General features: G+C 63.6%; 22 protein-coding genes. 5 read left to right on the top strand and 17 right to left on the bottom strand.

Translation table 11 applies throughout. The features are described 5' to 3' along the window. Positions 1-38 precede the first annotated feature (38 nt). Positions 39-446 (bottom strand): tautomerase family protein, encoded by a 408-nt coding sequence (locus LB541_RS00305; protein WP_140657941.1) that lies wholly within the window; start codon positions 444-446, stop codon positions 39-41. A 113-nt stretch (positions 447-559) separates the two neighbouring features. Here LB541_RS00305 and LB541_RS00300 point away from each other — a divergent pair, with 113 nt between their 5' ends. Next, positions 560-1,423: a LysR substrate-binding domain-containing protein gene (locus tag LB541_RS00300; RefSeq protein WP_140657939.1), complete on the top strand. Its 864-nt coding sequence runs from the start codon at positions 560-562 to the stop codon at positions 1,421-1,423. Positions 1,424-1,591: 168 nt separating this feature from the next. Here the strand turns inward: LB541_RS00300 and LB541_RS00295 are convergent, their stop codons facing one another. Then, the gene (locus LB541_RS00295; RefSeq protein ID WP_140657937.1) at positions 1,592-2,494 is read right to left on the bottom strand and encodes a DMT family transporter; all 903 of its coding nucleotides are present in this window, start codon (positions 2,492-2,494) and stop codon (positions 1,592-1,594) included. Between the two features lie 55 nt (positions 2,495-2,549). Next, a complete protein-coding gene (locus LB541_RS00290) occupies positions 2,550-3,437 on the bottom strand; it encodes a DMT family transporter (protein WP_140520663.1) in 888 nt (295 codons plus the stop codon). 323 nt (positions 3,438-3,760) lie between these two features. On the opposite strand from LB541_RS00290, the gene LB541_RS00285 reads away from it, so the two are divergent. Next, positions 3,761-4,342: a VOC family protein gene (locus LB541_RS00285; protein ID WP_224617565.1), complete on the top strand. Its 582-nt coding sequence runs from the start codon at positions 3,761-3,763 to the stop codon at positions 4,340-4,342. A gap of 27 nt (positions 4,343-4,369) precedes the next feature. Further along, positions 4,370-5,257: a glutathione S-transferase family protein gene (locus LB541_RS00280; protein WP_224617564.1), complete on the top strand. Its 888-nt coding sequence runs from the start codon at positions 4,370-4,372 to the stop codon at positions 5,255-5,257. Positions 5,258-5,410: 153 nt separating this feature from the next. Here the strand turns inward: LB541_RS00280 and LB541_RS00275 are convergent, their stop codons facing one another. Further along, positions 5,411-6,922: a S10 family peptidase gene (locus LB541_RS00275; protein WP_140520660.1), complete on the bottom strand. Its 1,512-nt coding sequence runs from the start codon at positions 6,920-6,922 to the stop codon at positions 5,411-5,413. A gap of 491 nt (positions 6,923-7,413) precedes the next feature. Between LB541_RS00275 and LB541_RS00270 the strand changes: the two genes are divergently transcribed. After that, positions 7,414-7,920: an OsmC family protein gene (locus LB541_RS00270; RefSeq protein ID WP_140494488.1), complete on the top strand. Its 507-nt coding sequence runs from the start codon at positions 7,414-7,416 to the stop codon at positions 7,918-7,920. 14 nt (positions 7,921-7,934) lie between these two features. On the opposite strand, the gene LB541_RS00265 is transcribed toward LB541_RS00270, so the two are convergent. The 13 genes from LB541_RS00265 to rpsF all read right to left on the bottom strand — a co-directional run bounded on the left by LB541_RS00265 (position 7,935) and on the right by rpsF (position 19,794). Beyond that, a complete protein-coding gene (locus tag LB541_RS00265; RefSeq protein ID WP_140494486.1) occupies positions 7,935-8,153 on the bottom strand; it encodes a hypothetical protein in 219 nt (72 codons plus the stop codon). Between the two features lie 148 nt (positions 8,154-8,301). Beyond that, positions 8,302-8,937: a hypothetical protein gene (locus LB541_RS00260; protein ID WP_140673171.1), complete on the bottom strand. Its 636-nt coding sequence runs from the start codon at positions 8,935-8,937 to the stop codon at positions 8,302-8,304. Positions 8,938-9,019: 82 nt separating this feature from the next. Then, positions 9,020-9,775: an SDR family NAD(P)-dependent oxidoreductase gene (locus LB541_RS00255; protein WP_224617563.1), complete on the bottom strand. Its 756-nt coding sequence runs from the start codon at positions 9,773-9,775 to the stop codon at positions 9,020-9,022. A 48-nt stretch (positions 9,776-9,823) separates the two neighbouring features. After that, positions 9,824-11,293 (bottom strand): amidophosphoribosyltransferase, encoded by a 1,470-nt coding sequence (gene purF, locus LB541_RS00250; protein ID WP_140494480.1) that lies wholly within the window; start codon positions 11,291-11,293, stop codon positions 9,824-9,826. A gap of 121 nt (positions 11,294-11,414) precedes the next feature. Next, the gene (locus LB541_RS00245) at positions 11,415-12,086 is read right to left on the bottom strand and encodes a CvpA family protein (protein ID WP_140494478.1); all 672 of its coding nucleotides are present in this window, start codon (positions 12,084-12,086) and stop codon (positions 11,415-11,417) included. A gap of 43 nt (positions 12,087-12,129) precedes the next feature. Next, positions 12,130-13,533: a DNA repair protein RadA gene (gene radA, locus LB541_RS00240; protein ID WP_224617558.1), complete on the bottom strand. Its 1,404-nt coding sequence runs from the start codon at positions 13,531-13,533 to the stop codon at positions 12,130-12,132. Between the two features lie 87 nt (positions 13,534-13,620). Next, positions 13,621-15,111 (bottom strand): replicative DNA helicase, encoded by a 1,491-nt coding sequence (locus LB541_RS00235; RefSeq protein WP_140494474.1) that lies wholly within the window; start codon positions 15,109-15,111, stop codon positions 13,621-13,623. Positions 15,112-15,336: 225 nt separating this feature from the next. Further along, positions 15,337-16,308, bottom strand: coding sequence for a small ribosomal subunit Rsm22 family protein (locus tag LB541_RS00230; RefSeq protein WP_224617547.1), 972 nt, complete (start codon positions 16,306-16,308; stop codon positions 15,337-15,339). A gap of 3 nt (positions 16,309-16,311) precedes the next feature. Further along, positions 16,312-16,635 (bottom strand): YnfA family protein, encoded by a 324-nt coding sequence (locus LB541_RS00225; protein ID WP_224617545.1) that lies wholly within the window; start codon positions 16,633-16,635, stop codon positions 16,312-16,314. 85 nt (positions 16,636-16,720) lie between these two features. After that, entirely contained in the window at positions 16,721-18,013 is a 1,293-nt protein-coding gene (locus tag LB541_RS00220; protein ID WP_140565048.1) for an SAM-dependent methyltransferase, read from the bottom strand. Between the two features lie 217 nt (positions 18,014-18,230). After that, positions 18,231-18,815, bottom strand: coding sequence for a 50S ribosomal protein L9 (gene rplI / locus LB541_RS00215; protein WP_140494465.1), 585 nt, complete (start codon positions 18,813-18,815; stop codon positions 18,231-18,233). 236 nt (positions 18,816-19,051) lie between these two features. Then, on the bottom strand, positions 19,052-19,300 hold the full coding sequence (rpsR, locus tag LB541_RS00210; protein WP_006203718.1) for a 30S ribosomal protein S18: 249 nt from the start codon (positions 19,298-19,300) through the stop codon (positions 19,052-19,054). Beyond that, positions 19,300-19,794, bottom strand: a complete 495-nt coding sequence (gene rpsF / locus LB541_RS00205) for a 30S ribosomal protein S6 (protein ID WP_140494463.1) — start codon at positions 19,792-19,794, stop codon at positions 19,300-19,302. Before rpsF ends, rpsR begins: the two co-directional genes overlap by 1 nt. Positions 19,795-20,243: 449 nt before the next feature. On the opposite strand from rpsF, the gene LB541_RS00200 reads away from it, so the two are divergent. Beyond that, complete coding sequence (locus tag LB541_RS00200) at positions 20,244-21,953, top strand: pilus assembly protein (RefSeq protein ID WP_140897216.1); 1,710 nt, start codon at positions 20,244-20,246, stop codon at positions 21,951-21,953. Position 21,954 lies beyond the last annotated feature (1 nt).

Below are 21,954 nucleotides of genomic sequence, written 5' to 3'. Positions count from 1 at the left end.
TGCCGCCTCTCACGAAGGGAAGGCAAAAGCGGCATCCTTTACGCCGCCTTCAGTCTCCCGCTGATGAAGCGGAATTCCTGCGTTTTGCCGCCAAAACCGTAGGCGGCGGCCGGCACTTCGTGGACGAAGGCGTAGCTTTCTTCGTGCACGGACCCGAGCAGGCGCCCGAAGGCGGCGAAGATCGCCTTGAGATAGGCTTCCAGCTCGAGCTTGGTGTTGGTGCCGTCGACCACCTTGATGTCGAGCCAGAACGTATTGGTCCCATGCTCGGCCAGCGACGTGCCGCCGGCGAACCAGTGCTGCGGATCGAGATAAGAGACGGCAACCGCCGTTATGGTCGGATCCTTGCGAAGGTGCGTGGCGGTGAGTTCGGTCGCCTCCTTGGCGATCCTGGCGGACAGCGTCGCGTCGGGCTTCCCGGTGACGCTGACGTTGATGATGGGCATTGTCCTTCTCCTTGGTTCTGGCGGCCTCTGTCAGCCGATGACGCAACTCTGTCACCAACCAGGAAACATGAAAATCGAATTGTTTTCAGAGAATACTTCGATAATATCGAATTATGAAAACGCTCGATCCCGACCTCTTGAGGACATTCCTCGCCTTCGCCGACGGCGGCTCGCTGGCGCAGGCGGCCTCTATCGTCGGCCGTTCACCGTCGGCTGTGACGGCGCAGATGCAGCGGCTGGAAGAGGCTGTCGGCGAACCGCTGCTGGCACCGCAGGGCAGGGGCCGCAGCCTGACGCCGACCGGTGAGGAGCTTGTCGGCCATGCCCGGCGTATCCTTGCAGCGCATCGTGAAGCCTGGCTCGGCCTGAAGGGCGCAAAGGCCGACGGACGCATCGCGATCGGCACGACGCAGGATTTCGCCGACAGCGGCTTGCCCGATCTGCTGCGTGCTTTCGCCGAAAGCCATCCGCGTGTCAGGATCGAGCTGCGCGTCGGCCGCTCCGCCGAGCTGGCGCAAGCCCTTCAGGGCGGTAGCCTGGATCTGGCGGTCGTTATGCGGCAGGCGGCGACGCCGGACGAAATCGGCATGTTGCGCGAGCCGATGATGTGGCTCTGTTCGCAAAAAGGGCTGGCTGCGCGACAGGACGAATTGCCGCTTGCGCTGCTCGATCCGCATTGCGGCTTCCGCGAAGCGGCGATCTCGGCGCTCGATTCGGCCGGCCGGCGCTATCGCATCGCGGCCAGCAGCGCGAGCTTGGCCGGCCTGCGCACGGCGGTCAAGGCCGGCATTGCGCTGACGCTGCGCACCGCGCGCTTTGCCCATTCCGGCATCGTCGAAGCACCGCGCACGTTCGACCTGCCGCCCGTGCCCGTTGCCGAATTCGCCATCCGGCTGCGCGCCGATGCCGAGAACCCGGCGCGGGATCTGGCCGCACTGCTCGGCACCGGCCTGGCTGTGCCAGGACTTTTTGGCTGACGGCCGCCTGTCGTCCCGCGCGGGCCAAAGAAAAAGCCGACCTTGCGGTCGGCTTGGAGTAGGACGGACCGAGGGGTTTGGGGGGACTCGGGGGGTGGTCCGTCGGCTCAACAATGCCTGAACGGGATGATGGTTCCGTGACTGCGCAAATTTTTTTTGGCTCGGCTTTCACAACGGCCCTGGCGCTTGTTGCTGCTTTGCCGACAGCCAGTCGCGGCCGGCATGGGCAAAGACCGCGCAAAGCACGATCGCGCCGCCGATCATGCTGGCCATGGGCGGTATCTCGGCCAGGAAAAGGAACGCAAACAGGATCGCGAACGGCACTTCGGCAGAGCCGAGCAGGCCGGATTCAGCCGCCGGGATGAGCCGCGCGCCTTCCGTCCACAGGATCGAGGAGAGTGCGAAGCTCGAGCCGAAGGCGACGAGCAGCACGGCATCCCTTGCCGAGACGGCAAGCGGGTCGGTGACGAACCAGCCGAGTATGAACAACAGCAGGGCCGAGACCGCGCCTGCCCAGACCGCCGGCGTGTCGCGGAAGGCGCGCACCATGATCATGTAGAGCGCGCTGCCGATCGTCATCAGCAGCGCCAGCCCGTCTCCGAACAGATTGCCAGTGCCGAAGCTCGACCAGACCATGACCGCGACGCCGCAAAGCGAGAGGGCGGCGGCTAACATCGTCTGCAGGCGGAAGGGTTCGCGCACCAGCAGGAAGGCGAGCAGCGCGGCAATGAAAGGCGACGTCGCGTAGATGACCGTGACATTGGCGACGAAGGTGAATTTGAAGGCGCAGATGAAGGCGATGCTGGCCAGCGCGCCTTCCACCGCCAGCAGCCAGCCGCGCCAGCCGAGCCGCAGCGTTTCGCGGTTGCCGGAGCGGTGGCGGCGCCACAGCACATAGAGGCTGATCAGGATCGAGCCGACGAAACCGCGCCAGCAGGTGATGGTCAGCGGATCGGCATGGATCGATTTGGTCAGCACGCCGGTCAATCCGAACACCGCCGCCGACGACGACACCAGGATGATGCCAAGTGTCCGTTCTGCGGTGTCGGTGGCGGCTGCTACATCGGTCATGAAAGCCAATTTACGTGGTTCTGTCCTGACATCGTAGTGTCAGAAATCTGGCCCGTCACAGCCGTTTGCGGAAATGCTCGCCGCCGACGATCAGCAGCCCTGCGGTGATGATGAGAGCAGCGCCGAAAAACACTTCGCGACGCGGCACGTCGCCCCAGATGGCGAAGCCGAGCGCGAAGGCCCACAACAGCGAAGTGTATTCCAGCGGCGCGATGATCGAGGCCGGCGTCCGTTTCATGCCTTCGAAGAGAAGATACTGCGCCAAGCCGCCGAGCGCGCCGACGCTGGCAAGCAGAAGCAGCTCGCTCCAGCCGGGCGTCTGCCACCAAACCAGCGCGGGCACCGCCGAGAATATCAGGAAATAGAAATTGTTGAGCATGAGCTGGATCATCGAGCGCTCGGCAAGTGCTGTCTTGCGCAACAGCACGATGGCGACGCCCCACAGGAAAGCGGCGGCCAGCACCAGCAGCACCGGCACGGACAGGCCGAGATGGGCAGGGTCGCAGGCGACAAAGACGCCGGCGAAGCCGATCGCCACCGCCAGCCAGCGTAGCATGGGCACTTTTTCGCCAAGCATCACCACCGAAAGCACGATGACGATGATCGGGGCCGCGTAATAGACGGTGGTCAGTTCGGCGAGCTGCAGGCTGCGCGCGGCATTGTAATAACAAAGCCACGCCGCCAGGGTGAAGACGCTGCGCAACAGCATCGGCCACACGATCGGCGACCGCGCCGTCTCCGCATAGAGATGCCGTCCGCCGATCGCCGCGCAGGCGGTCAGTATGGTGATGCTGCGGAAGAACAGGATCTGCCAGACGCTCATGCCGGCTACCAGCAGCTTGATCGAAGCGTCCTGCGTCGAAAAAAGCAAATAGGCGGCGCCGGTCAGGAGGATACCGGCGAGAACCCTTTCGCGTGTTTCGAGAATGGCGACATCGGCCATGCGACAAGCGGCCTTGTGTGAAAACGGCTCCGGCCCCTGTCGGCTCCGCTCCCGCCAGCTATAGGGGCGAAACCTTGCATGGCGCTGCTCCAGCGCCGTGCTTGCGTTGGGGCAGGGCCGATCCCGATGCGGCTTCTGGCGCGGCGCGACTGATTGGTTTAGCATCGTCTCACAAAGCCGGCGCGTAAGGTTCGGCGAGCCAAGGGAACGGTGCGGATCAGGAAGCCAGCGCTCGCATAAGAGACGCCATTCGCATCATGCGCGGTGGGCCTGACAGCTGGCACTTACGGATATCGAAACGCCGACATCAGGGGGAGAACGCAATGCAGAAACTGCAATCGCAAGGCGTCCATCACATCACGCTGGTCGGCGCCGGTCGCCAGACATCGATCGATTTCTGGGAAGGCGTGCTGGGCATGCCTTTCATTTTCGAGCAACCCAACCTCGACAAGACAGCCGAAAGCCATCTCTATTTCGATCCGGGCGACGGGCGGCTGATCACCATCTTTACCGACGAGACCCGCACGCCGGCAAAGCGCCGCACCCCGACCGATACCGGCTGCGTCCACCACATCGCCTTTGCCGTGTCGCGCGTGACCTTCCTGCAGGCGGTCGCCCGGCTTGACGAGCGCGCCATCAAGCACAGTGGCGTCAAGGACCGCGGTTTCATGGATTCGATCTATTTCGAGGATCCGCTTGGCCTGCTGATCGAACTTGCTTCCTACCGTTTCGAGCCGCCGGCCGGCTTTAGCCATGCCGACGTGTTGATGGAAGCGCACAAGCTCCGCGTCGCGCGTGGCGACTACAACATCGCCGAGGCGCATCTGGCCGACGCCATCCAGGCGCTGGTCGAGCGCTCGCGCGCGACATTGTCGGCCGACAGGACGCCGCGCAATCCATATTGATTTTTGAACAAGCAAAGGGAGGAACACATGGCAAAGACAGCGACGAAGGGTGCGAGGAAGCCGGCGGCCAAGGGCACACCAAAGGCTATGGCAAAACCAGCAGCAAAAGCTTCAGCCAAGCCGGCACCAAAAATATCGGCAAAGCCTTCGGCCAAGGCGACGTCAAAAGCAGCAACCGCCGGCAAAGCCGCGTCCAGGACCAAGGGGAAGTCGGCGAAGAAACCCGCCCTGATGATCAGCATGCTGAAGCCGAGCGTCAACAACATGACGGTTCGGGTGTTTGCCCGCGCCGCCGGGCTGGACCATGCCGAGGCCGACGCCTGGGGCAGCACGCGTTCGCCCGAATTCATGGCGCGCAACCCGGCCCATCTGACCCCGATGATCGAGGACAAGGGCCTGCCGCGCGGGGTGCTTTGGGAAAGCTGCGCCATCATGCAGTATCTCGCCAACAAGCACGGGCTGGAGAAATTCCACCCCAAGGCGCCTGCCAAGCGGGCGATGATCGACAGCGCCATGTTCTACCTGATCGGCACGCTCTATCCCTATGTGGCGCGCGCCACCTATCCGGCGCTCGGTTTCCCGCAATATGCCGGAGAGGTCGGCCACAGCGACGCTCATCCCGACAGGAAGGCCGAGGCGCAGAAGGCGGCGATCGCCGCCATCTCCGAACCGCTGGAGGTGTTCCACTCTTTCTTCAGGGATGGCAAGCCCTTCATCGGAGGCAAGAACCCGTCTATCGCCGACATCCGCCTGGCGGCGACACTCGAATTTCTCGCCGTCATCGACTATGCTCTGCCCGAATGGGCCAGCGACTACATGGCCGCGATGGAGAAGAAGCTCGGCAAGGCCTATGCAGACCCGGCCAGCGACGTGCGCAGCTACATTGCCCATGTGAAGTCACAGCCACGGGTGTGAGATCGCTTCGGCGCCGCAGGCCGGTTGAAGGCGGCCGGCCGCCAAGATGAACTGCAATGTCCTTCGCGGCTCCTTTGCCTGGAGGACAGAGGAGGGCACTGTCCCGCCAGCGTGTCGCGGACTGCCGGTCACTCCGGTGCTACCAAGCGACGCTTACTGCGTCGCTTGGTAAAGCTCCGCCGCCGCTGCCTTGAGCGCCCGCCTTCCGTCCGGCCTGAAATACATCATGTGTCCTCCGTCCAGCACATCGACGCGGATGGGCTTTGCACCGGCCAGCGTCGGTACCTGGTTCACCAGATAGCGAGACGCCAGATAGGGCGTGACGAGGTCGGTGTAGCCGTTGACGATGACGACGCCGAGTGCGGGATTGAGCGAGCGCGCCCGCTGCAGATCGTTCATCACGCCGGCATAGCCTTGCCGCGATGTGCCGTAGTCCCAATTGCGGCTGATCTCGCCATTGAGCAGCCGGTAGCTGACATCGGTGTGGTAGTTCAATTCGTCCCGGGCATAGCCGACAAAAGCCGAGGTCAATGCTGGAACGCTGCGGTCGAGCACCGGATCGGGTCCGGCGGTGCGAGCGCTTTCAGGAGCGATGTCGGCCGTGCCGATCATGGCGTCATAGGGGCTGAGTACCTTGCTTTTCGAGCGGGCGAACTCCCTCGCGAAAAGGCTGGTCGGTATACGCGCGAAATTCCGCTGCACGAGGTCGAGGGGCAGGCCGGTGATCTCGGCCACCCGCTGGCTCGCCAGCCGCCCGCCTTGCTCCAGCCCGCTGGCCAGCGCCGTGAGGTAGTCGCCAAGCGCATAGCGCTCGACCGCGGCCAACTGCGCCCGCAGCGCCTCGCCGGTAACGCCGTCGGCACTGAGCCGCACCGACGCCAGCGAGGGGAGTTCGAGAGCCCAGTGCAGCGGCTCGAATTCGTCGGGTTGCACCAGCATGAATTCCAGCGCCGGCGAGATCAGCACGATGCCGCTCGGGCTAAGGCCGACATCTTCCTGCAAAGTCCTGGCGAGCAGCGCCGCGCGAAACCCGCCATAGCTCTCTCCGGCCAGGAAAAGCGGCGAGCTGCTGCGGCCGTTCTGGGCCAGATAGAGCCGGATGAAGGCGCCGATCGAGCTGGCGTCCTGGTTGACGCCCCAGAAGTCGTGGGTGTTCTGCCCGGGAGCCTCGCGGCTGTAGCCGGTGCCGACCGGATCGACAAACACGAGGTCGGTCATGTCGAGCCAGCTGTCTGGATTGTCGACGATCTTTTGCGGCGGCGGCAGGAATTCGCCATCGGCTCCGGTCGTGATGATGCGCGGACCGAGCGCACCGAGATGCAGATAGGCGGAAGCCGCCCCGGGGCCGCCATTGAAGACGAAGGTAATGGGGCGTGGTGCCGTTTTTGCCGCGTCAGCCGGTGGCCGCAGCGTATAGGCGACATAAAAGATCTCCGCCGTGACGTCGGCCTTGCCTGAAAGCAGCGACAGCGTGCCGGTCTTGGCCTGATAGTCCAGCTTGCGTCCGGCAACCGTGATCGAATGGCTGGTGACCTGCGGCGGCGGCAGCAGCGACAGCACACCGCCGGTCGGCGCCGGCCTCTCCGGCGTTTCAGCCAGGACAGGCTGTGCGAAGGCAGCAAGCATCAGCAGGATGAGAGAGATCAGTTTCAACTTGAACGGCATGACGCCTCCGCGAGAACGCTTGTCGCATAGCTATAGCCGATGCGATCGAAGTCAAAGGAAAGGCTTGTCCGGCAACGAATCCGGGTCAGCGGGTTCCGTGCAAGCCTTCTCGACGCGCTATTGAGAGAGCATTGAATGAAAAAAACCGCCTGTACGGCGGGTCCGTGGCGCAACTCAGCACCATAACCAGAAATGTACCATAGCTGCCTTCACCCTGTCAAGAAAAAATTCCTATCAGGAGAAACCGTTGGCACACCCGACTGCCCATCGCCAGCCTTGTTGACCCGAGTCGGTCACCAGAAAATGGGACGACGGCACTCGCACGGCTCAGACGGTCTTTGAGACCTCGTCCGTCAATGTCCATTTGGGATAGTGATTGCGCGCCTGTGTCCCAACGCGATGATTATGTTTGCTTTCCGGTGTGATCGGGTCAAATCTCGGTGGGTTGACGCATGCCAGCGCCAGAAACGATCGTCGAAAGGGGCAGCGAAATGGACGCCACCGCACTGAAGGCCATGCAGGCGCCGCTGAAAGAGACCTATCGCGATGATGCTTCGCGCGCGCTCATCACGCTCAGGGCCAGAGGCAGTCTCGATGACCAGTCGATCGCCTGCAAGGTCGAGACGGGCAGGGCTCTCGCGATTGCCGGTCTGCATCCCGCAACCGGCGGCTCGGGGCTCGAGCTTTGCTCGGGCGACATGCTGCTGGAGGCACTTGTGGCCTGCGCCGGCGTGACGCTCAAGGCGGTGGCGACGGCGCTCGAATTCAAGCTCGGCGCCGCCACGGTCGAGGCCGAAGGCGACCTTGATTTTCGCGGCACGCTTGGCGTTGCCAAGGATGCGCCGGTCGGTTTTCGCGCCATCAGGCTGAATTTCAGTCTCGACACCGATGAGCCGCAGGAGCGCATCGATTCCTTGCTGAAGCTGACCGAACGCTACTGCGTGGTGTTCCAGACCATCAACCAGAAGCCGGAACTGACGGTCAGCGCACGGCGCTGACGCCGCATCGCGCCTTACTGCGCTGCCGGTTCCTCCGCGTCGCCCTCATCGGTGAAGGGTGACGCGCTCGGCACGCATTGCAGCGACCAGCCGGTCGGGGCCGGCTGCTTCTGGTATTCGGTGATGGCGGCGGTGCATTGTTCGCGCTTGTCGAACGTGCTGGGCAACACGACCATGCCGCCTTGCGGGCCGGCGATTACCAGGTACCAGACCAACGCTACGCTCGAAGCCATGGGAATTTCCTTGCTCTGCCCAGCCGGGCTTGTTGTGGGAATCTATGCGATCCTATCAACTCTGCGGAAATGACGAAAGCATGACCGCGACTCAGCTTTCCGCCGCCACATCACAGCCGCGTGATGTGGCGGGGCGGGCGAGGTCCGGTCAATTCGTTGCGAAACAATAGAACAGGCCGTCGCCGCCGGTGCCTTTCAGCGCCTCCTGGCCGCAGCCGCCGCGCGAAGCATGCGAAGAGTTCCAGGATTTGGCGGCAGCTGAATCGTCGAGCCCGGTGCGGTCGTGATGGCCCATCATGGCTGCCCCTTCCGTGCCGCTCATCGTCCAGTCACCGCAGGTCTGGTCGGCGATCCTGGTGCCGTCGGGTTTCGAGCCGGTCAGCATATCGTGGCGGTTCGGCGTGTCGCCGCGGCCGTTGACCATCTCGCCTTTCTCGGTGAGCGCCGTCTGCTTGGTGATGCCGTTGGCATCGCCGTGCAGCGAGGCGACGTCGTCGGCTATCTTTACGCCCTTGGCATTCACCCACGGTCCCTTGCCGATGCGGTCGCGCGCATCCTCGGTGCTGGTCGACAGATATGCGGCCCAGGTCTTGCCGGTGACGCCGGCTGCTTCCGCCAGCGAGGCGCAATGCGCGTCGGCGCCCTTCAGGCCGCCGAGGTCGGCCCCCTTGCCCGAGCCGACGCTGGTGACGAAGAAACTCATCTTGGCATCTTGTGACAAGGCTGTGCCGGCGGCCAAGGCGGAGATAGTGGCGGTGGCGGCGATGAGAATAAGTCTGCGCATGTCGGTCCTCCGGGTTTGAGCTTCGAATGTACATTCGAGGAACGCCGCCCGGAGCCGAATTCTTCCGACAAAAAAGATGCGGCTATTCCGGCTGTCGGTAGGCGACGAAACGGTTGTGCTTGGCCTGGAAGATCAGTCCTGTCTCTTTCAGGTCGGGGCTTGCCAGCGGCACGATGCGTTTGGCGATCTCGGAAGGATGCGGCAGCGTTTCCGGGTCCTCGCCGGGCACGGCTTGCGCGCGCATCACGGTACGGGTGGCGCCGGGGTCGGCGGCATTGACGCGCAACGGCAGGCTCTGCGTCTCATGTGCCCAGGAGCGCATCATCGTCTCGACCGCCGCCTTGGAAGCCGCGTAGGGCGCCCAGAAGGCGCGCGCCGAGTGAGCAGCGTTGGACGACAGGATGATGGCCCGGCCGGCGTCGGAGAGCCGCAGCAGTGGGTCGACCGAGCGGATCAGCCGCCAGGTCGAGGTGACGTTGATGGTCATCACCTTCTCGAAGGTTTTCGCCTCGACATGGCCGATCGGCGAGATCACGCCGAGCACGCCCGCATTGGCGACGAGAATGTCGAGCTTGCCCCACCGCTCATGGATGGCGCCGCCCAGGCGGTCGATGCCGGCCATGTCGGCAAGGTCGAGGGGCACCAGCGTCGCTTCGCCCTTGCCGGTTTTGGCGCGCTCGGCCTTGATCTGGTCGTCGAGTTCTTCCAGCCCGCCCACGGTGCGCGCCACGGCAATGACGTGGGCGCCGGCGGCAGCCAGTTCCCTGGCGATGAAGTAACCGATGCCGCGCGAGGCGCCGGTGACGACCGCAACGCGGCCGGAAAGGTCGAAGGTCATGCGATAGATTCCGGAAATATGGCTATGGCAACTGGCAGTGCGGCAATCCTATGCGCCGCTCGTCGCCAGCAGCGACAGCGTGCGCACATTGTCGTGGCCTTCGAAGTCGAGCAGGCGGGTCGGATACTGGCCGGTGAAGCAGGCGTCGCAGAATTGCGGCTGCTCGTTGTCGCGGTTGGCCTCGCCGACGGCGCGATAGAGTCCGTCGATCGACAGGAAGCCGAGCGAATCGACGCGGATGAATTCGGCCATCTCCTCGATCGACATACGTGATGCCAAAAGCTTCGATTTTTCCGGCGTATCGACGCCGTAGAAGCAGGAGGCGCTGGTCGGCGGCGAGGCGATGCGCATATGCACTTCCTTGGCGCCGGCGTCTCGCACCATCTGCACGATCTTCTGGCTGGTGGTGCCGCGCACGATGGAATCGTCGACCAGCACGACGCGCTTGCCCTCGATCATGCGGCGGTTGGCGTTGTGCTTCAGCTTGACGCCCATGTGGCGGATCGAATCGCCGGGCTGGATGAAGGTGCGGCCGACATAGTGGTTGCGGATGATGCCGAGCTCGAAGGGGATGCCCGCGGCTTGCGAAAAGCCGATTGCCGCCGGCGTGCCGGAATCCGGCACCGGCACGACGATGTCGGCCTCGACGGGATTTTCCTGCGCGAGTTCCGCGCCGATGCGCTTGCGCACCTCGTAGACGTTGCGGCCTTCGACCGAAGAGTCCGGGCGTGCGAAATAGACATATTCGAAAATGCAGAAGCGGGTCTTCTGCGGCTCGAACGGGAACAGGCTCTCGATGCCCTTGGAGGTAACGACGACCATCTCGCCTGGCTTCAGGTCGCGCACGAAACGCGCGCCGATGATGTCCAGCGCGCAGGTTTCGGAGGCCAGGATCCAGGCACCGTCGAGGTCACCCAGTACCAGCGGGCGGATGCCGAGCGGGTCACGGCAACCGATCATCTTCTTGGCCGTCATCGCCACCAGCGAAAAGGCGCCCTCGACCTGGCGCACCGCATCGATGAAGCGCGAGTTGAGATCGCGCTCCTTGCTGGTGGCGACGAGGTGCAGAAGCGTCTCGGTGTCGGAGGTCGAGGAGAAGATCGCGCCTTGCTTCTGCAGCGCGCGCTGCACGGTCATGGCGTTGGTCAGATTGCCGTTATGGGCCACGGCAAAACCGCCATCGGCCAGTTCGGCGAAGAAGGGCTGGATGTTGCGCATGCCGGCGCCGCCGGTCGTGGCGTAGCGCGTGTGGCCGATGGCGCGATTGCCTTGCAGGCTGTCGATGACGCGTTGCTTGGTGAAGGTGTCGCCGATCAGGCCGACATGGCGTTCGACATGAAACTGGGTGCCGTCGTAGGAGACGATGCCGGCCGCTTCCTGGCCGCGATGCTGCAGCGCGTGCAGGCCGAGCGTGACGATGGCCGCCGCGTCCTGCCGGCCGAAAATGCCGAACACGCCGCATTCGTCGTGGAAGTGATCGTCAGCTTCCGCGGAAAGCACGTGGTCTGCGTCTGCCATGGGGCTCAAGCTCCGCTAAAATCGCCATATAAGGCGACAGCGCCGTAAAAGCAACGCGCCCGGCGATGGTTCACGATCACCGCCAGTCTCGGGCGCCTGTTCTGCGGCGCCCGATCACTCATCAATTCGCCGGCGCCGCCGGGGCCGGATTGGCCGGCGCGTTGTCCGCGGGAGGCGTTCCGGCATCGCTGTCGTCAGGAGCCGGCGCATTGGCATCGTCCCCTCCCGCCGGGGCATCCGTCGCCGGTGCGTCCGGTGCGGCGGGCGTTTCGGCGGCCGGCTGATTCGGATTGAGCTTCTTGAGGATGGCGTTTTCCGGATCCTCAGGCAGCAGGCTTTCGAGCTTGGCGCCGATCTGCTCCAGCAGCGGCCGCGACTTGGCTTCCGTGACCCAGGCCGGTGCCTTGGCGCCGGCCAGCCAATTGAAGAACAGCAGGGCCACGGCGACCACCAGAATGCCGCGGGCGGCGCCATAGAGGAAGCCGAGCGTGCGGTCGAGCGCGCCGATGCGGGAATCGATGATCCAGTCGGCGAGCTTCATGGTGATGACGCTGACGACGATCAAAGCGATGATGAAGACGACGCCGGCGGAGGCCGCCATGGCGATCTTTTCATTGTCGATGTAGGGCTTCAGATAGGGCAGGACGGGCTTGTAGAAAAAGAATGCCGCCGCGGCCGCCGCCGCCCAGGACACGATGGACAGGACCTCGCGTGAAAAGCCGCGAACCATGGCGAGCATCGCCGAGACCAGGGTGAAGCCGACGAGAATTCCGTCAAGCAGCGTTATCGGCATCTTTGTCGCCCCACTCCCTGTCGCTCACCACCAGGTGAGCCCGTCATTCTTCGTCGTTGGCGCGGCTGCGCCGTGAGCCGGCTATGCGCGCCACGAGGTCGGCGAGCTCGGTGGGCTGGAAAGCGCCGGCCCCGATTCCTCCGGCAAGTTCCTCGCTGCCCAAGGGCAGAACCGCGCTTGCGAAACCCAGCTTTTCGGCCTCCTTGAGACGCTGCTGCGCATGCGCAACCGGCCTCACGGCGCCAGAAAGGCTGATTTCGCCGAAATAGACGCAATCGGCGGGAAGGGCAAGACCGGTGAGCGAGGAAACCAGTGCGGCCGCCACCGCCAAGTCGGCCGCGGGCTCGGAAATGCGGTAGCCGCCGGCTACGTTCAGATAGACGTCCTGTTGGCCGAAGCGCACGCCGCAATGCGCCTCGAGCACCGCCAGGATCATCGACAGCCGGGCGCCGTCCCAGCCAACGACGGCGCGGCGCGGCGTGCCGAGCGAGGAGGGCGCGACCAGCGCCTGGATTTCGACCAGCACCGGCCTTGTGCCTTCCATGCCGGCGAAAACCGCCGCTCCCGGCGATTTCGCATGGCGCTCGCCGAGGAACAGCTCGGAAGGATTGGCAACCTCGCGCAGGCCCTTGTCCGACATTTCGAAGACGCCGATCTCGTCGGTCGGGCCGAAACGGTTCTTGACGGTGCGCAGGATACGGTAGTGATGGCCGCCTTCGCCCTCGAAATAGAGCACGGCGTCGACCATGTGCTCGACGACGCGCGGGCCGGCGATCTGGCCTTCCTTGGTGACATGGCCGACGAGCACGATCGCAGCACCCGTGGATTTCGCATAGCGGATCATCGCCTGGGCGGCCGCACGCACCTGGGTGACGGTGCCGGGCGCCGAATCGGCGAGGTCGGTCCACAGCGTCTGGATCGAATCGAGGATCACCAGGTCCGGCCGCTTGCCGTCGGCGATCGTGGCAAGGATATCCTCGACATTGGTCTCGGCCGCAAGCTCGACCGGTGTGGAAGCGACGCCGAGGCGCTGCGCGCGCAGCCTGATCTGGGCGACCGCCTCCTCACCCGAGACATAGACGATGCGGTGGCCCCTCGAGGCAAGGGCAGCAGCAGCCTGGGTGAGCAGCGTCGACTTGCCGATACCGGGATCGCCGCCGACCAGCAGCGCCGAGCCGCGCACGAAGCCGCCGCCCGTGGCGCGGTCGAGCTCACCGATGCCCGACACGATGCGCGGCGCGTCCTCGATATCGCCGGAAAGCGTGGTCAGCACCACCGCGCGGCCCTTGCGTGCGTTGCGCGTATTGGCCGGCCCGGAACCGATGCCGCCGGACGTACCTTCCTCGACCAGCGTGTTCCATTCGCCGCAGGCGTCGCATTTTCCGGCCCAGCGCTGATGCACCGATCCGCAGTTCTGGCAGATGAACTGGACGCGGGATTTAGCCATTAGCGAGGCCTGCTTCGGGATCGCCGATGCTGGATAGGTGGGCGGGACAGAGGGGGTTTGACGGAGCGTGACGGTGAGTCAAAAAAGCTACTCAAACCTTTCCGCGATATGATGTTCCTCCGCCAGATCCGAGAAGCGGGTAAATTCGCCGTGGAAGGCTAGCGTGACCGTGCCCGTCGGTCCGTGACGCTGCTTGGCCACGATCACCTCGGCCTTGCCGCGCATCTCGTTCATCTCGTTTTCCCACTTGATGTACTCGTCGGTGCCGAGCTTCGGCTCGCGGTTCTTGAGGTAGTATTCCTCGCGGTAGACGAAGATCACGACGTCGGCGTCCTGCTCGATCGAGCCGGATTCGCGCAAGTCCGAGAGCTGCGGGCGCTTGTCGTCGCGGCTTTCAACCTGTCGCGAGAGCTGCGACAGCGCGATGATCGGCACCGCGAGCTCCTTGGCCAGTGCCTTGAGGCCGGTGGTGATCTCGGTGATTTCCTGCACCCGGTTCTGCGAGGCCCTGGCGCTGGAGCCCTGCATCAGCTGGATATAGTCGATGACGATGAGGTCGAGGCCGCGCTGGCGCTTCAGGCGCCGGGCGCGGGCCGAGAGCTGGGCGATCGAGATGCCGCCGGTCTGGTCGATGAACAGCGGAATCTTCTGCATGGTCTGCGAACAGGCGACCAGCTTTTCGAAGTCCATTTCGGTAATCTCGCCGCGGCGGATCTTCGAGGAGGAGATTTCCGTCTGTTCGGAGATGATACGGGTCGCGAGCTGTTCCGACGACATTTCGAGCGAGAAGAAGCCGACGACACCGCCATTCGCCGCCTTGAACGACCCGTCGGCCTGCTGCGCCGGCACATAGGCCTCGGCGACGTTGAAAGCGATGTTGGTGGCGAGCGACGTCTTGCCCATGCCCGGACGGCCGGCAAGGACGATCAGATCGGACGATTGCAGGCCGCCCATGCGGCGGTCGAGGTCGCGCATGCCGGTGGCCAGCCCCGACAGGTGGCCGTCGCGCATGTAGGCGGCATTGGCCATATCGACCGCGGTCTTGACCGCATCGGTGAAGCTCTCGAAGCCGCCGTCATAGCGTCCGGTTTCGGCCAGCTCGAACAGGCGCCGTTCGGCATCCTCGATCTGCTCGGACGGCGACATGTCGACCGGCGCGTCATAGGCGATGTTGACCATGTCCTCGCCAACGGTGATCAGGGCGCGACGCGTCGCAAGGTCATAGATGGCGCGACCGTAATCTGCGGCGTTGACGACCGTGACGGCTTCGACCGCCAGGCGCACGACATATTGTGCTACCGTCATGTCGCCGACCTTCTCGTCGGCCGGCAGGAAGGTCTTCAGCGTGATCGGCGTTGCCACCTTGCCCATGCGAATGAGCTCTGCCGCGATCTCGAAGATCTTGCGATGCAGGGGTTCGTAAAAGTGGCTGGCCTTCAGGAAGTCGGAGACGCGATAGAAGGCATCGTTGTTGACCAGGATCGCGCCGAGCAGCGCCTGTTCCGCCTCGATGTTGTTCGGCGCCTCGCGATAGAGCGGTTGCTCCGCCACGCCGAATTTCCGCGCTGCCTCTGCCATGATGTCCCCGATTTCGATCCCGGTCTCTCGATATCAGAATCGGAAAATTGAGTGCTGACTTATCTGCAACAGTTATCACCCAAGCAGATTTGATGCCCACTGTTCACAGAAACAAAAAACCGTCCACAGGACAGTATTCCCGTGCCCTGATTCCGATTGACTCGACAAGGTGCTGATTCTACGCGACGGTTTGGAACAAAGCAAGAACGATCGTCACCCGAATCCCTACGCTGTATCGAGCACATCGCCCCAGTCCGACCGTCGTGCCGCCTTGAACAGTTCACCGTCACGCTTGCTGAAAAGCGTCTCGCCCGCACTGCCGTCCGGCCGGCAAAGCTTGAGCGCCGCCTTGCCCGAGCCGGTTTTCGGTGGCGCGATCACCCGCGCCGCGCGGACTGGCGCCGGCTGCCTCGAAGCCGCGACATAGATGAACTTCTCGTCCTCCCATGGTACTTCGGCGTCCTTGGCCAGCCGGTGCAGGCGCGAGCGGGCGACGCGCCGCGAAAAGTGGCACCAGTCGGGCGGAATGAGCGGGCAGGGGGCTTCGTGCGGGCAAGGTGCCAGCACATGCGCGCCCGCTTCCATCAGTTGCCGACGAACCGCGAGAACACGCTGCCAGCCCGCCGGCGTGCCCGGCTCCACGATCAGCAGCGTGTCTGTCGTGAGCTGCCACAGCCGATCGACCATTTTGGACAGGGATGCCGGTGCGATCTCGTCCAGCACATAGGCGCAGGTGACCAGGTCCGCCGGCTGCAAACCGTCAAGGTCGATGGTCACGTCGCCGGCCTGCCAGGCGATCCGGGCAGCGATCGCATCGGCGGCAAGCGCCTCGCCGACCTTGCGCACCGCAGCACTGGCCTCCAGCAAAACGGCACGCTGAAGATCGGGCCACAGGTCCGCCGTGGCCCAAAGCACGGTGCCCGGGCCGGCGCCGACATCGAGCAGGGTTTTCGGCGCGAATTCCGGCTGGGCTTCGTTCACCGCGTCAAGGCTGGCGCGGACGGCGGCATAGGTCGCCGGCAGCCGCGTCGCCAGATAAGCCTTGACCGCCATATCCTGCGCCATATGCAGGCGACCGTCGCGCATCTCGGCGCGGTAACGGTCCGACAGGGTTTTCGCCGCCTGCCTGAGCACCGGCAGCGGCACGTTTTCGAGGGCACGGTCGACGGCCTGCCGAAGCGGGGCGGGCAGTTCCACGGCTCATGCCCCTCGTGGTGCGAGCAGGATGACAGAGGCACCCAGTATGCAGAGCGCCGCCCCCGCAAGGTCCCACCGGTCGGGACGCACGCTTTCCACCAGCCAAAGCCAGGCCAGTGACGCCGCGATGTAGATGCCGCCATAGGCGGCATAGGCGCGGCCGGCCGCGCCGGTGTCCACCAGGCCCAGAAGCCAGGCGAACACAAGCAACGAAACGAACCCTGGTAGCAGCCACAGCGGCGATTTCTCCAGCCGCCACCACGCCCACACCGAAAAACAGCCAGCGATCTCGGCGAGCGCCGCGGCTGCATAGAGGAGGTAGGTCATGAAAAAGGCCTCGCGACGATCACGAGGCCTTTTTCAGGGCACGAGCCGGGAATGGCAAGCGCCAATGCGGCAAAGCGGTCTGTTCCTACTCCGCCACCTTGCGGCGCCGGGCGGGCTTGGCGGGCTCTTCGACCGGAGCCGCTTCGCGATGGCCCATGTCGCGCATTTCGAGCGCCTTTTCACATTTGACCATATAGTCGCGCGCCATCGGCAGGGTGTCGTTCTTCCTGGCAAGCTGGATCTGGAAGATGACCAGATCCTGCCAGCGGAAGGCGGCTTCCGAGGCTGCCAGATAGAATTCCCACATGCGGCAGAAGCGTTCGTCATAGATCGCCTTGGCCTTGTCGCGGTTGACGGCGAAGCGCTGGCCCCAATGCTTCAACGTGTCGGCATAATGGAGCCGCAGGATTTCGATGTCCGTGACGACGAGGCCTGACTTCTCGATCGCCGGCATGACTTCGGAAAGCGCGGGAATGTAGCCGCCCGGGAAAATGTACTTGCGGATGAAGGCGCTGGTCGCCCACGGCACGCCGGAGCGGCCGATCGTGTGCAGGAGCATGACGCCATCAGGCTTCAGCAACGTCGCGCTCTTGTCGAAGAAGGTGCGGTAATGGTTGACCCCGACATGTTCGAACATGCCGACCGAAACGATGCGGTCGAAGCGTTCGTTGAGTTCGCGGTAATCCTTCAGCTCGAAATGAACGTGGTTTTCCAGGCCCTGGGCATGCGCCCGGTCGGTGGCGACACCGTGCTGCTCGGTCGACAGTGTCACGCCCTGTACGTCGACGTCGAAGGCCTTGGCGAGGTAGAGGCCTAGCCCGCCCCAGCCGGAGCCGATGTCGAGCACCGTCTGCCCGGCCTTCAGCCTGAGCTTGGCGGCAATGTGGCGCTTCTTGGCTGCCTGCGCCTCGTCCAGCGTCATGTCGGGCTGCTCGAAATAGGCGCAGGAATACTGCATGTCCTCATCGAGGAAGAGCCGGTAAAGGTCGCCCGACAGATCATAGTGGCGCTGCACGTTGCGGCGCGAACGCGACGCGGTGTTGATCTGCTGCAGGCGGCGGAAAGCGTGGCGCAGGCCTTCGATGGCTTTCGACCACGTCGCGTCGATGCCGCCGCTGCCCATGTTCTGGAAAGCGATGCGCATCAGGCCAAGAACGCCGCCCTCGAGGATGTCGAGTTCGCCATCCATGTAGGCTTCCGGCACGGCCAGCATCGGATCGAAGGTAATGGCGCGCTCGGCGTGCCTGGTTTTGATGTGCAGGTGCACCGGCTCGCCGCTGCCGTCACCGAACACGAATGTCGTGCCCTGTGGGCCGGTCACCTTGAGATTGCCTGTGCGCACCAGGCGGTCCAGAACGCGTTTCAACAGAATATTCATGACCCAAATGTCCCCTCTCGGTCAGACAGGCTGTCCTACTCTGCATCAATATATAGGGTTTCGAAAAGTTCCTTTTGGCACAAAAATGCCCAGGTGGTGAACCCGGGCATTGGTCCAGTCTGGCTTGAACTGCCAGTCTGATTGGAGCTGCCAGTCTGATTGAACTGATTGAGGCCGAAGCCGAATGCGGCGCGCCGGCAGGCGCGCCGCGCCGATGTCAGGCGTTCTCTTCGCCGCCCTCGAACTCGGCGTTCGGGTCGAAGAAGTTCTCCGGCCGGGCATTGTCGTTGATGTCCTCGCCATAGATGGCCTCGGCGGTGGTCAGCGTCTCGCCCTTGGCCTGCCGCTCGGCTTCGTCGGCCGTGCGGGCGATGTTGAGCGTGATCGTGACCTCGACTTCCGGATGCAGCGCGATCGCCACATTGGTCACGCCGATGGTCTTGATCGGCTGGTTGAGCTGGATCTGGTTGCGGTTGACCGAAAAGCCCTCTGCCGTCAGCAGGTCGGCGATATCGCGCGTCGACACCGAGCCGTAGAGCTGGCCGGTCTCGCCGGCCGAGCGAACGGCGATGAAGCTCTTGCCGTCGAGCTGTTCGGCGACCTGCGAGGCTTCGGACTTCCGCTCGAGGTTGCGGGCTTCGAGCTGCGCGCGCTGGCCTTCGAACTTCTTCTTGTTGGCTTCGTTGGCGCGCAGCGCCTTGCCCTGCGGCAACAGGAAATTGCGGGCAAAGCCGTCCTTGACCTTGACGGTGTCGCCCATTTGGCCGAGGCGGGAAACGCGTTCGAGAAGAATGACTTCCATGGTTTTGTTCCTTTTGGTTAGGGCGCCAATCACGGGATCGGTGCGAAATTCTTTGGAACAGGTCAGGAAGCAAAAGGGCGTTGCCGCCGGTGTCGCTGTCCTGCCTGTCGCGGCAGTTAGAGGCTTTTGGCCTCAACTCGGGATTTGATGCGCAACCCAGCGGCGCCCGTCGCCGTGGAAGAGAAGCGGGGGGGGGGGGGGGGGGGGGGGGGGGGGGGCCCCCCCCGCGTCAAGGATTAGCGAACCACGTAGGGCAGCAGGCCGAGGAAGCGGGCGCGCTTGATCGCCTTGGCGAGCTCGCGCTGCTTCTTCTGGCTGACGGCGGTGATGCGCGACGGCACGATCTTGCCGCGCTCGGAAATGTAGCGCTGCAGGAGGCGCACGTCCTTGTAATCGATCTTGGGCGCGTTGGCGCCCGAGAACGGGCAGGTCTTGCGGCGGCGATGGAACGGGCGCCGGGTCGGGATCTGGTTAATGTCGACCATTATTCTGCACCCCCTTCAAAGCCTTCGCGCGGACGGCGCGGACCACGATCGCCACCAGCGTCGCCGCCGAAGCTGCGTGGCGGACGATCGCCGCGATCACGGTCGCCGAACGAGCGCGGACCACGGTCGCCGCGGTCGCGGTCGCCGAAGCCGCCGCGTTCCGAGCGCTCTTCGCGCTTCTGCATCATGGCGGAGGGACCTTCCTCATGCGCATCGACCTTGATGGTCAGGAAACGCAGCACGTCCTCGGACAGGCCCATCTGGCGCTCCATTTCGTTGAGCGCTGCCGGCGGGCAGTCAAGATCCATCAGCGTGTAGTATGCCTTCCGGTTCTTGTTGACCCGGTAGGTGAGGGACTTCAGTCCCCAGTTCTCGACCCGGCCGACGGACCCGCCATTGGCGGAGATGACGCCCTTGTACTGTTCGACAAGCGCATCGACCTGCTGCTGCGAGAGGTCCTGCCGGGCAAGAAACACATGTTCGTAAAGAGCCATTATGTCTTTTCGCCTTTCTTCGTTTCTCTCCCGGTTCCCGGCGGCAAAAGCCTCTGCAACTTCTCTGACCCGCCAGGAGCGGGGAAGAAAGGAGCATGACGAGACGGTCGAGAGCGGAGACACGGGAGGCGGAAGCGCTTCTGGCTTCACGCGAAGGTTTTCGAAAACCTCCGGCCCTCCGTTCAGCCCCCAGCTGGGACCGGCAGATTGGCGGCGTCTATATAGCAATCCACGTGGAAGGCAAGAGCAGGCGGCAATCCCGGATGTCGCAGGGCCGGAAAACCGGCATATGCGGCGATAGGACTCCGTGGTTCCCGGAAACCAGGCCTTAACCACCATGACAGGTTGTATGGGGTTGCGGCCCCGGCATCAACCGCCGATTCATCATGTCTGGCGCAAAAAGCGGCATCCCGCTGTCAGCAACGGGCTAGGCATTTCCGGGGGTAAGGATGCTTCTCAAGAAATTCTGGCGCTCGAAAAGCGGCAACTTCGCGCTTTTGCTCGGGATCGGCTTGCCGGCCATCCTGTCGGCGGTGGCCTTCGCAGCCGATGTCTCCACCATCATGCGGGCCAAGAGCAACCTGCAGAATGCGCTCGACGCGGCAAATCTCGCCTCCTCGCATCTCGGCGATCTGGACATCACCCGCACCGACGCCTTCAACCGCTATTTCCAGGCCAACGTAGCCGGACATGGCGAACTCACAAATGCGCGGGCCACGTTGACGGTCGACAGGGGCGTCAACTTCGTCAAGACGAAGGCCGTCGCCTCGGCTGACGTCGATTTGAACTTCGCCTTCCTGCTCGGTGAGAGCAGGCACATCGTGGTCGATGCCTCGGCGGTCGAATCGAACAACCAGCTCGAAGTCGTGCTGGTTCTGGACAACACCGGCTCGATGGCCGGCGCCAAAATTGCTGCCCTCAAGACAGCGACGGACAATCTGCTCAAATATCTGGAAGCGGCGCAATCACCGACGCGGAAGGTCCGCGTGGCGCTGGTACCCTTCGTCACGGCTGTCAATGTCAACGGCGACGGGTTCGACCCGTCCTGGATCGACATGGACGGCAAGTCATCCACCAATGGAATCAATTTCCCCGTCATCAACGACAAGCGTCCCAATCATATGGCGCTGTTCAGGCAGTTGATGAAAGATCCGGCCTCTGCCGCCAAATTGACGGGGTGGAAGGACGGCAAGGGGGAGGATACGGGTTGGAAAGGCTGCGTCGAGGCGCGGCCTGGTGTCCTTAATATCGCCGATACGCCGCCTGATCCACGTTACCCTGACACTCTGTTCGTGCCTTATTTCGCGCCGGACAGTCCGGGAAAGGGGACGAGACCTTCCAGCGGCTATTCAAACGATGCCTATCACTACAACAATTCCTTTATCGACGACGCCCCTGATGAGGCCAAACTTGCTCGGAATGGCGGACTGAATATTCTCGGAATAGACCTGAGCGGCCTGCTTGGAAGTGCTGCCGGGCTTTTGCGGGGTGATCTTGAAACAGTCGCCAAATATGTGGCGCCGCAGAACACCGCCATTGCCACCGCGGTCACAAACGATCCAAACGCCTTGCAATTGACGGTGGGGCCAAACCGGTCCTGTCCCTCGCCAATCGTCCCCTTGACCGAAGACTTTACAAAACTTCGCAACGAGGCCGCCAAGATGCTTGCATGGGCGGGGTCCGGCACCAATGTTTCCGAGGGCCTGGCCTGGGGCCAGCGAGTGTTGTCGCCGAGTGCGCCATATGCCGAGGGGACGCCTTGGAAGACGCCTGGGGTGAGCAAGATCGTCATGTTGCTCACCGACGGCGAGAATGTCGTCTACGGCGCCAGCAACGAGACGACCAAGTCCGACTATACGTCCTATGGTTTTCTCGCGGGCTCAGACTATGGCGCTGCCGGTCGGCTTGGATCGGACAACCAGACGACCGCCGCGCGCAATGTCGACGGATGGACCAAAAGCGTCTGCACGCAGCTGAAGAAGCAGGGCGCCGAAATCTACACGATGGTGCTGCAATCCGACACCGCCGCCAACCGCACGCTCTACAGCGCCTGCGCCTCGGATCCCAGCGACTACTATGCCGTCAACGATCCAAACAAATTGCCGAACGTGTTCCAGCAGATCGCCAACAAATTCTCGAAATTGCAACTGACGAATTGAA

The sequence above is a fragment of the Mesorhizobium sp. BR1-1-15 genome (assembly GCF_020165475.1).
Taxonomy (GTDB): Bacteria; Pseudomonadota; Alphaproteobacteria; order Rhizobiales; family Rhizobiaceae; genus Mesorhizobium.
Note: the sequence above shows the minus strand (reverse complement) of the source record. Positions and strands in the feature narration are given on the sequence as shown.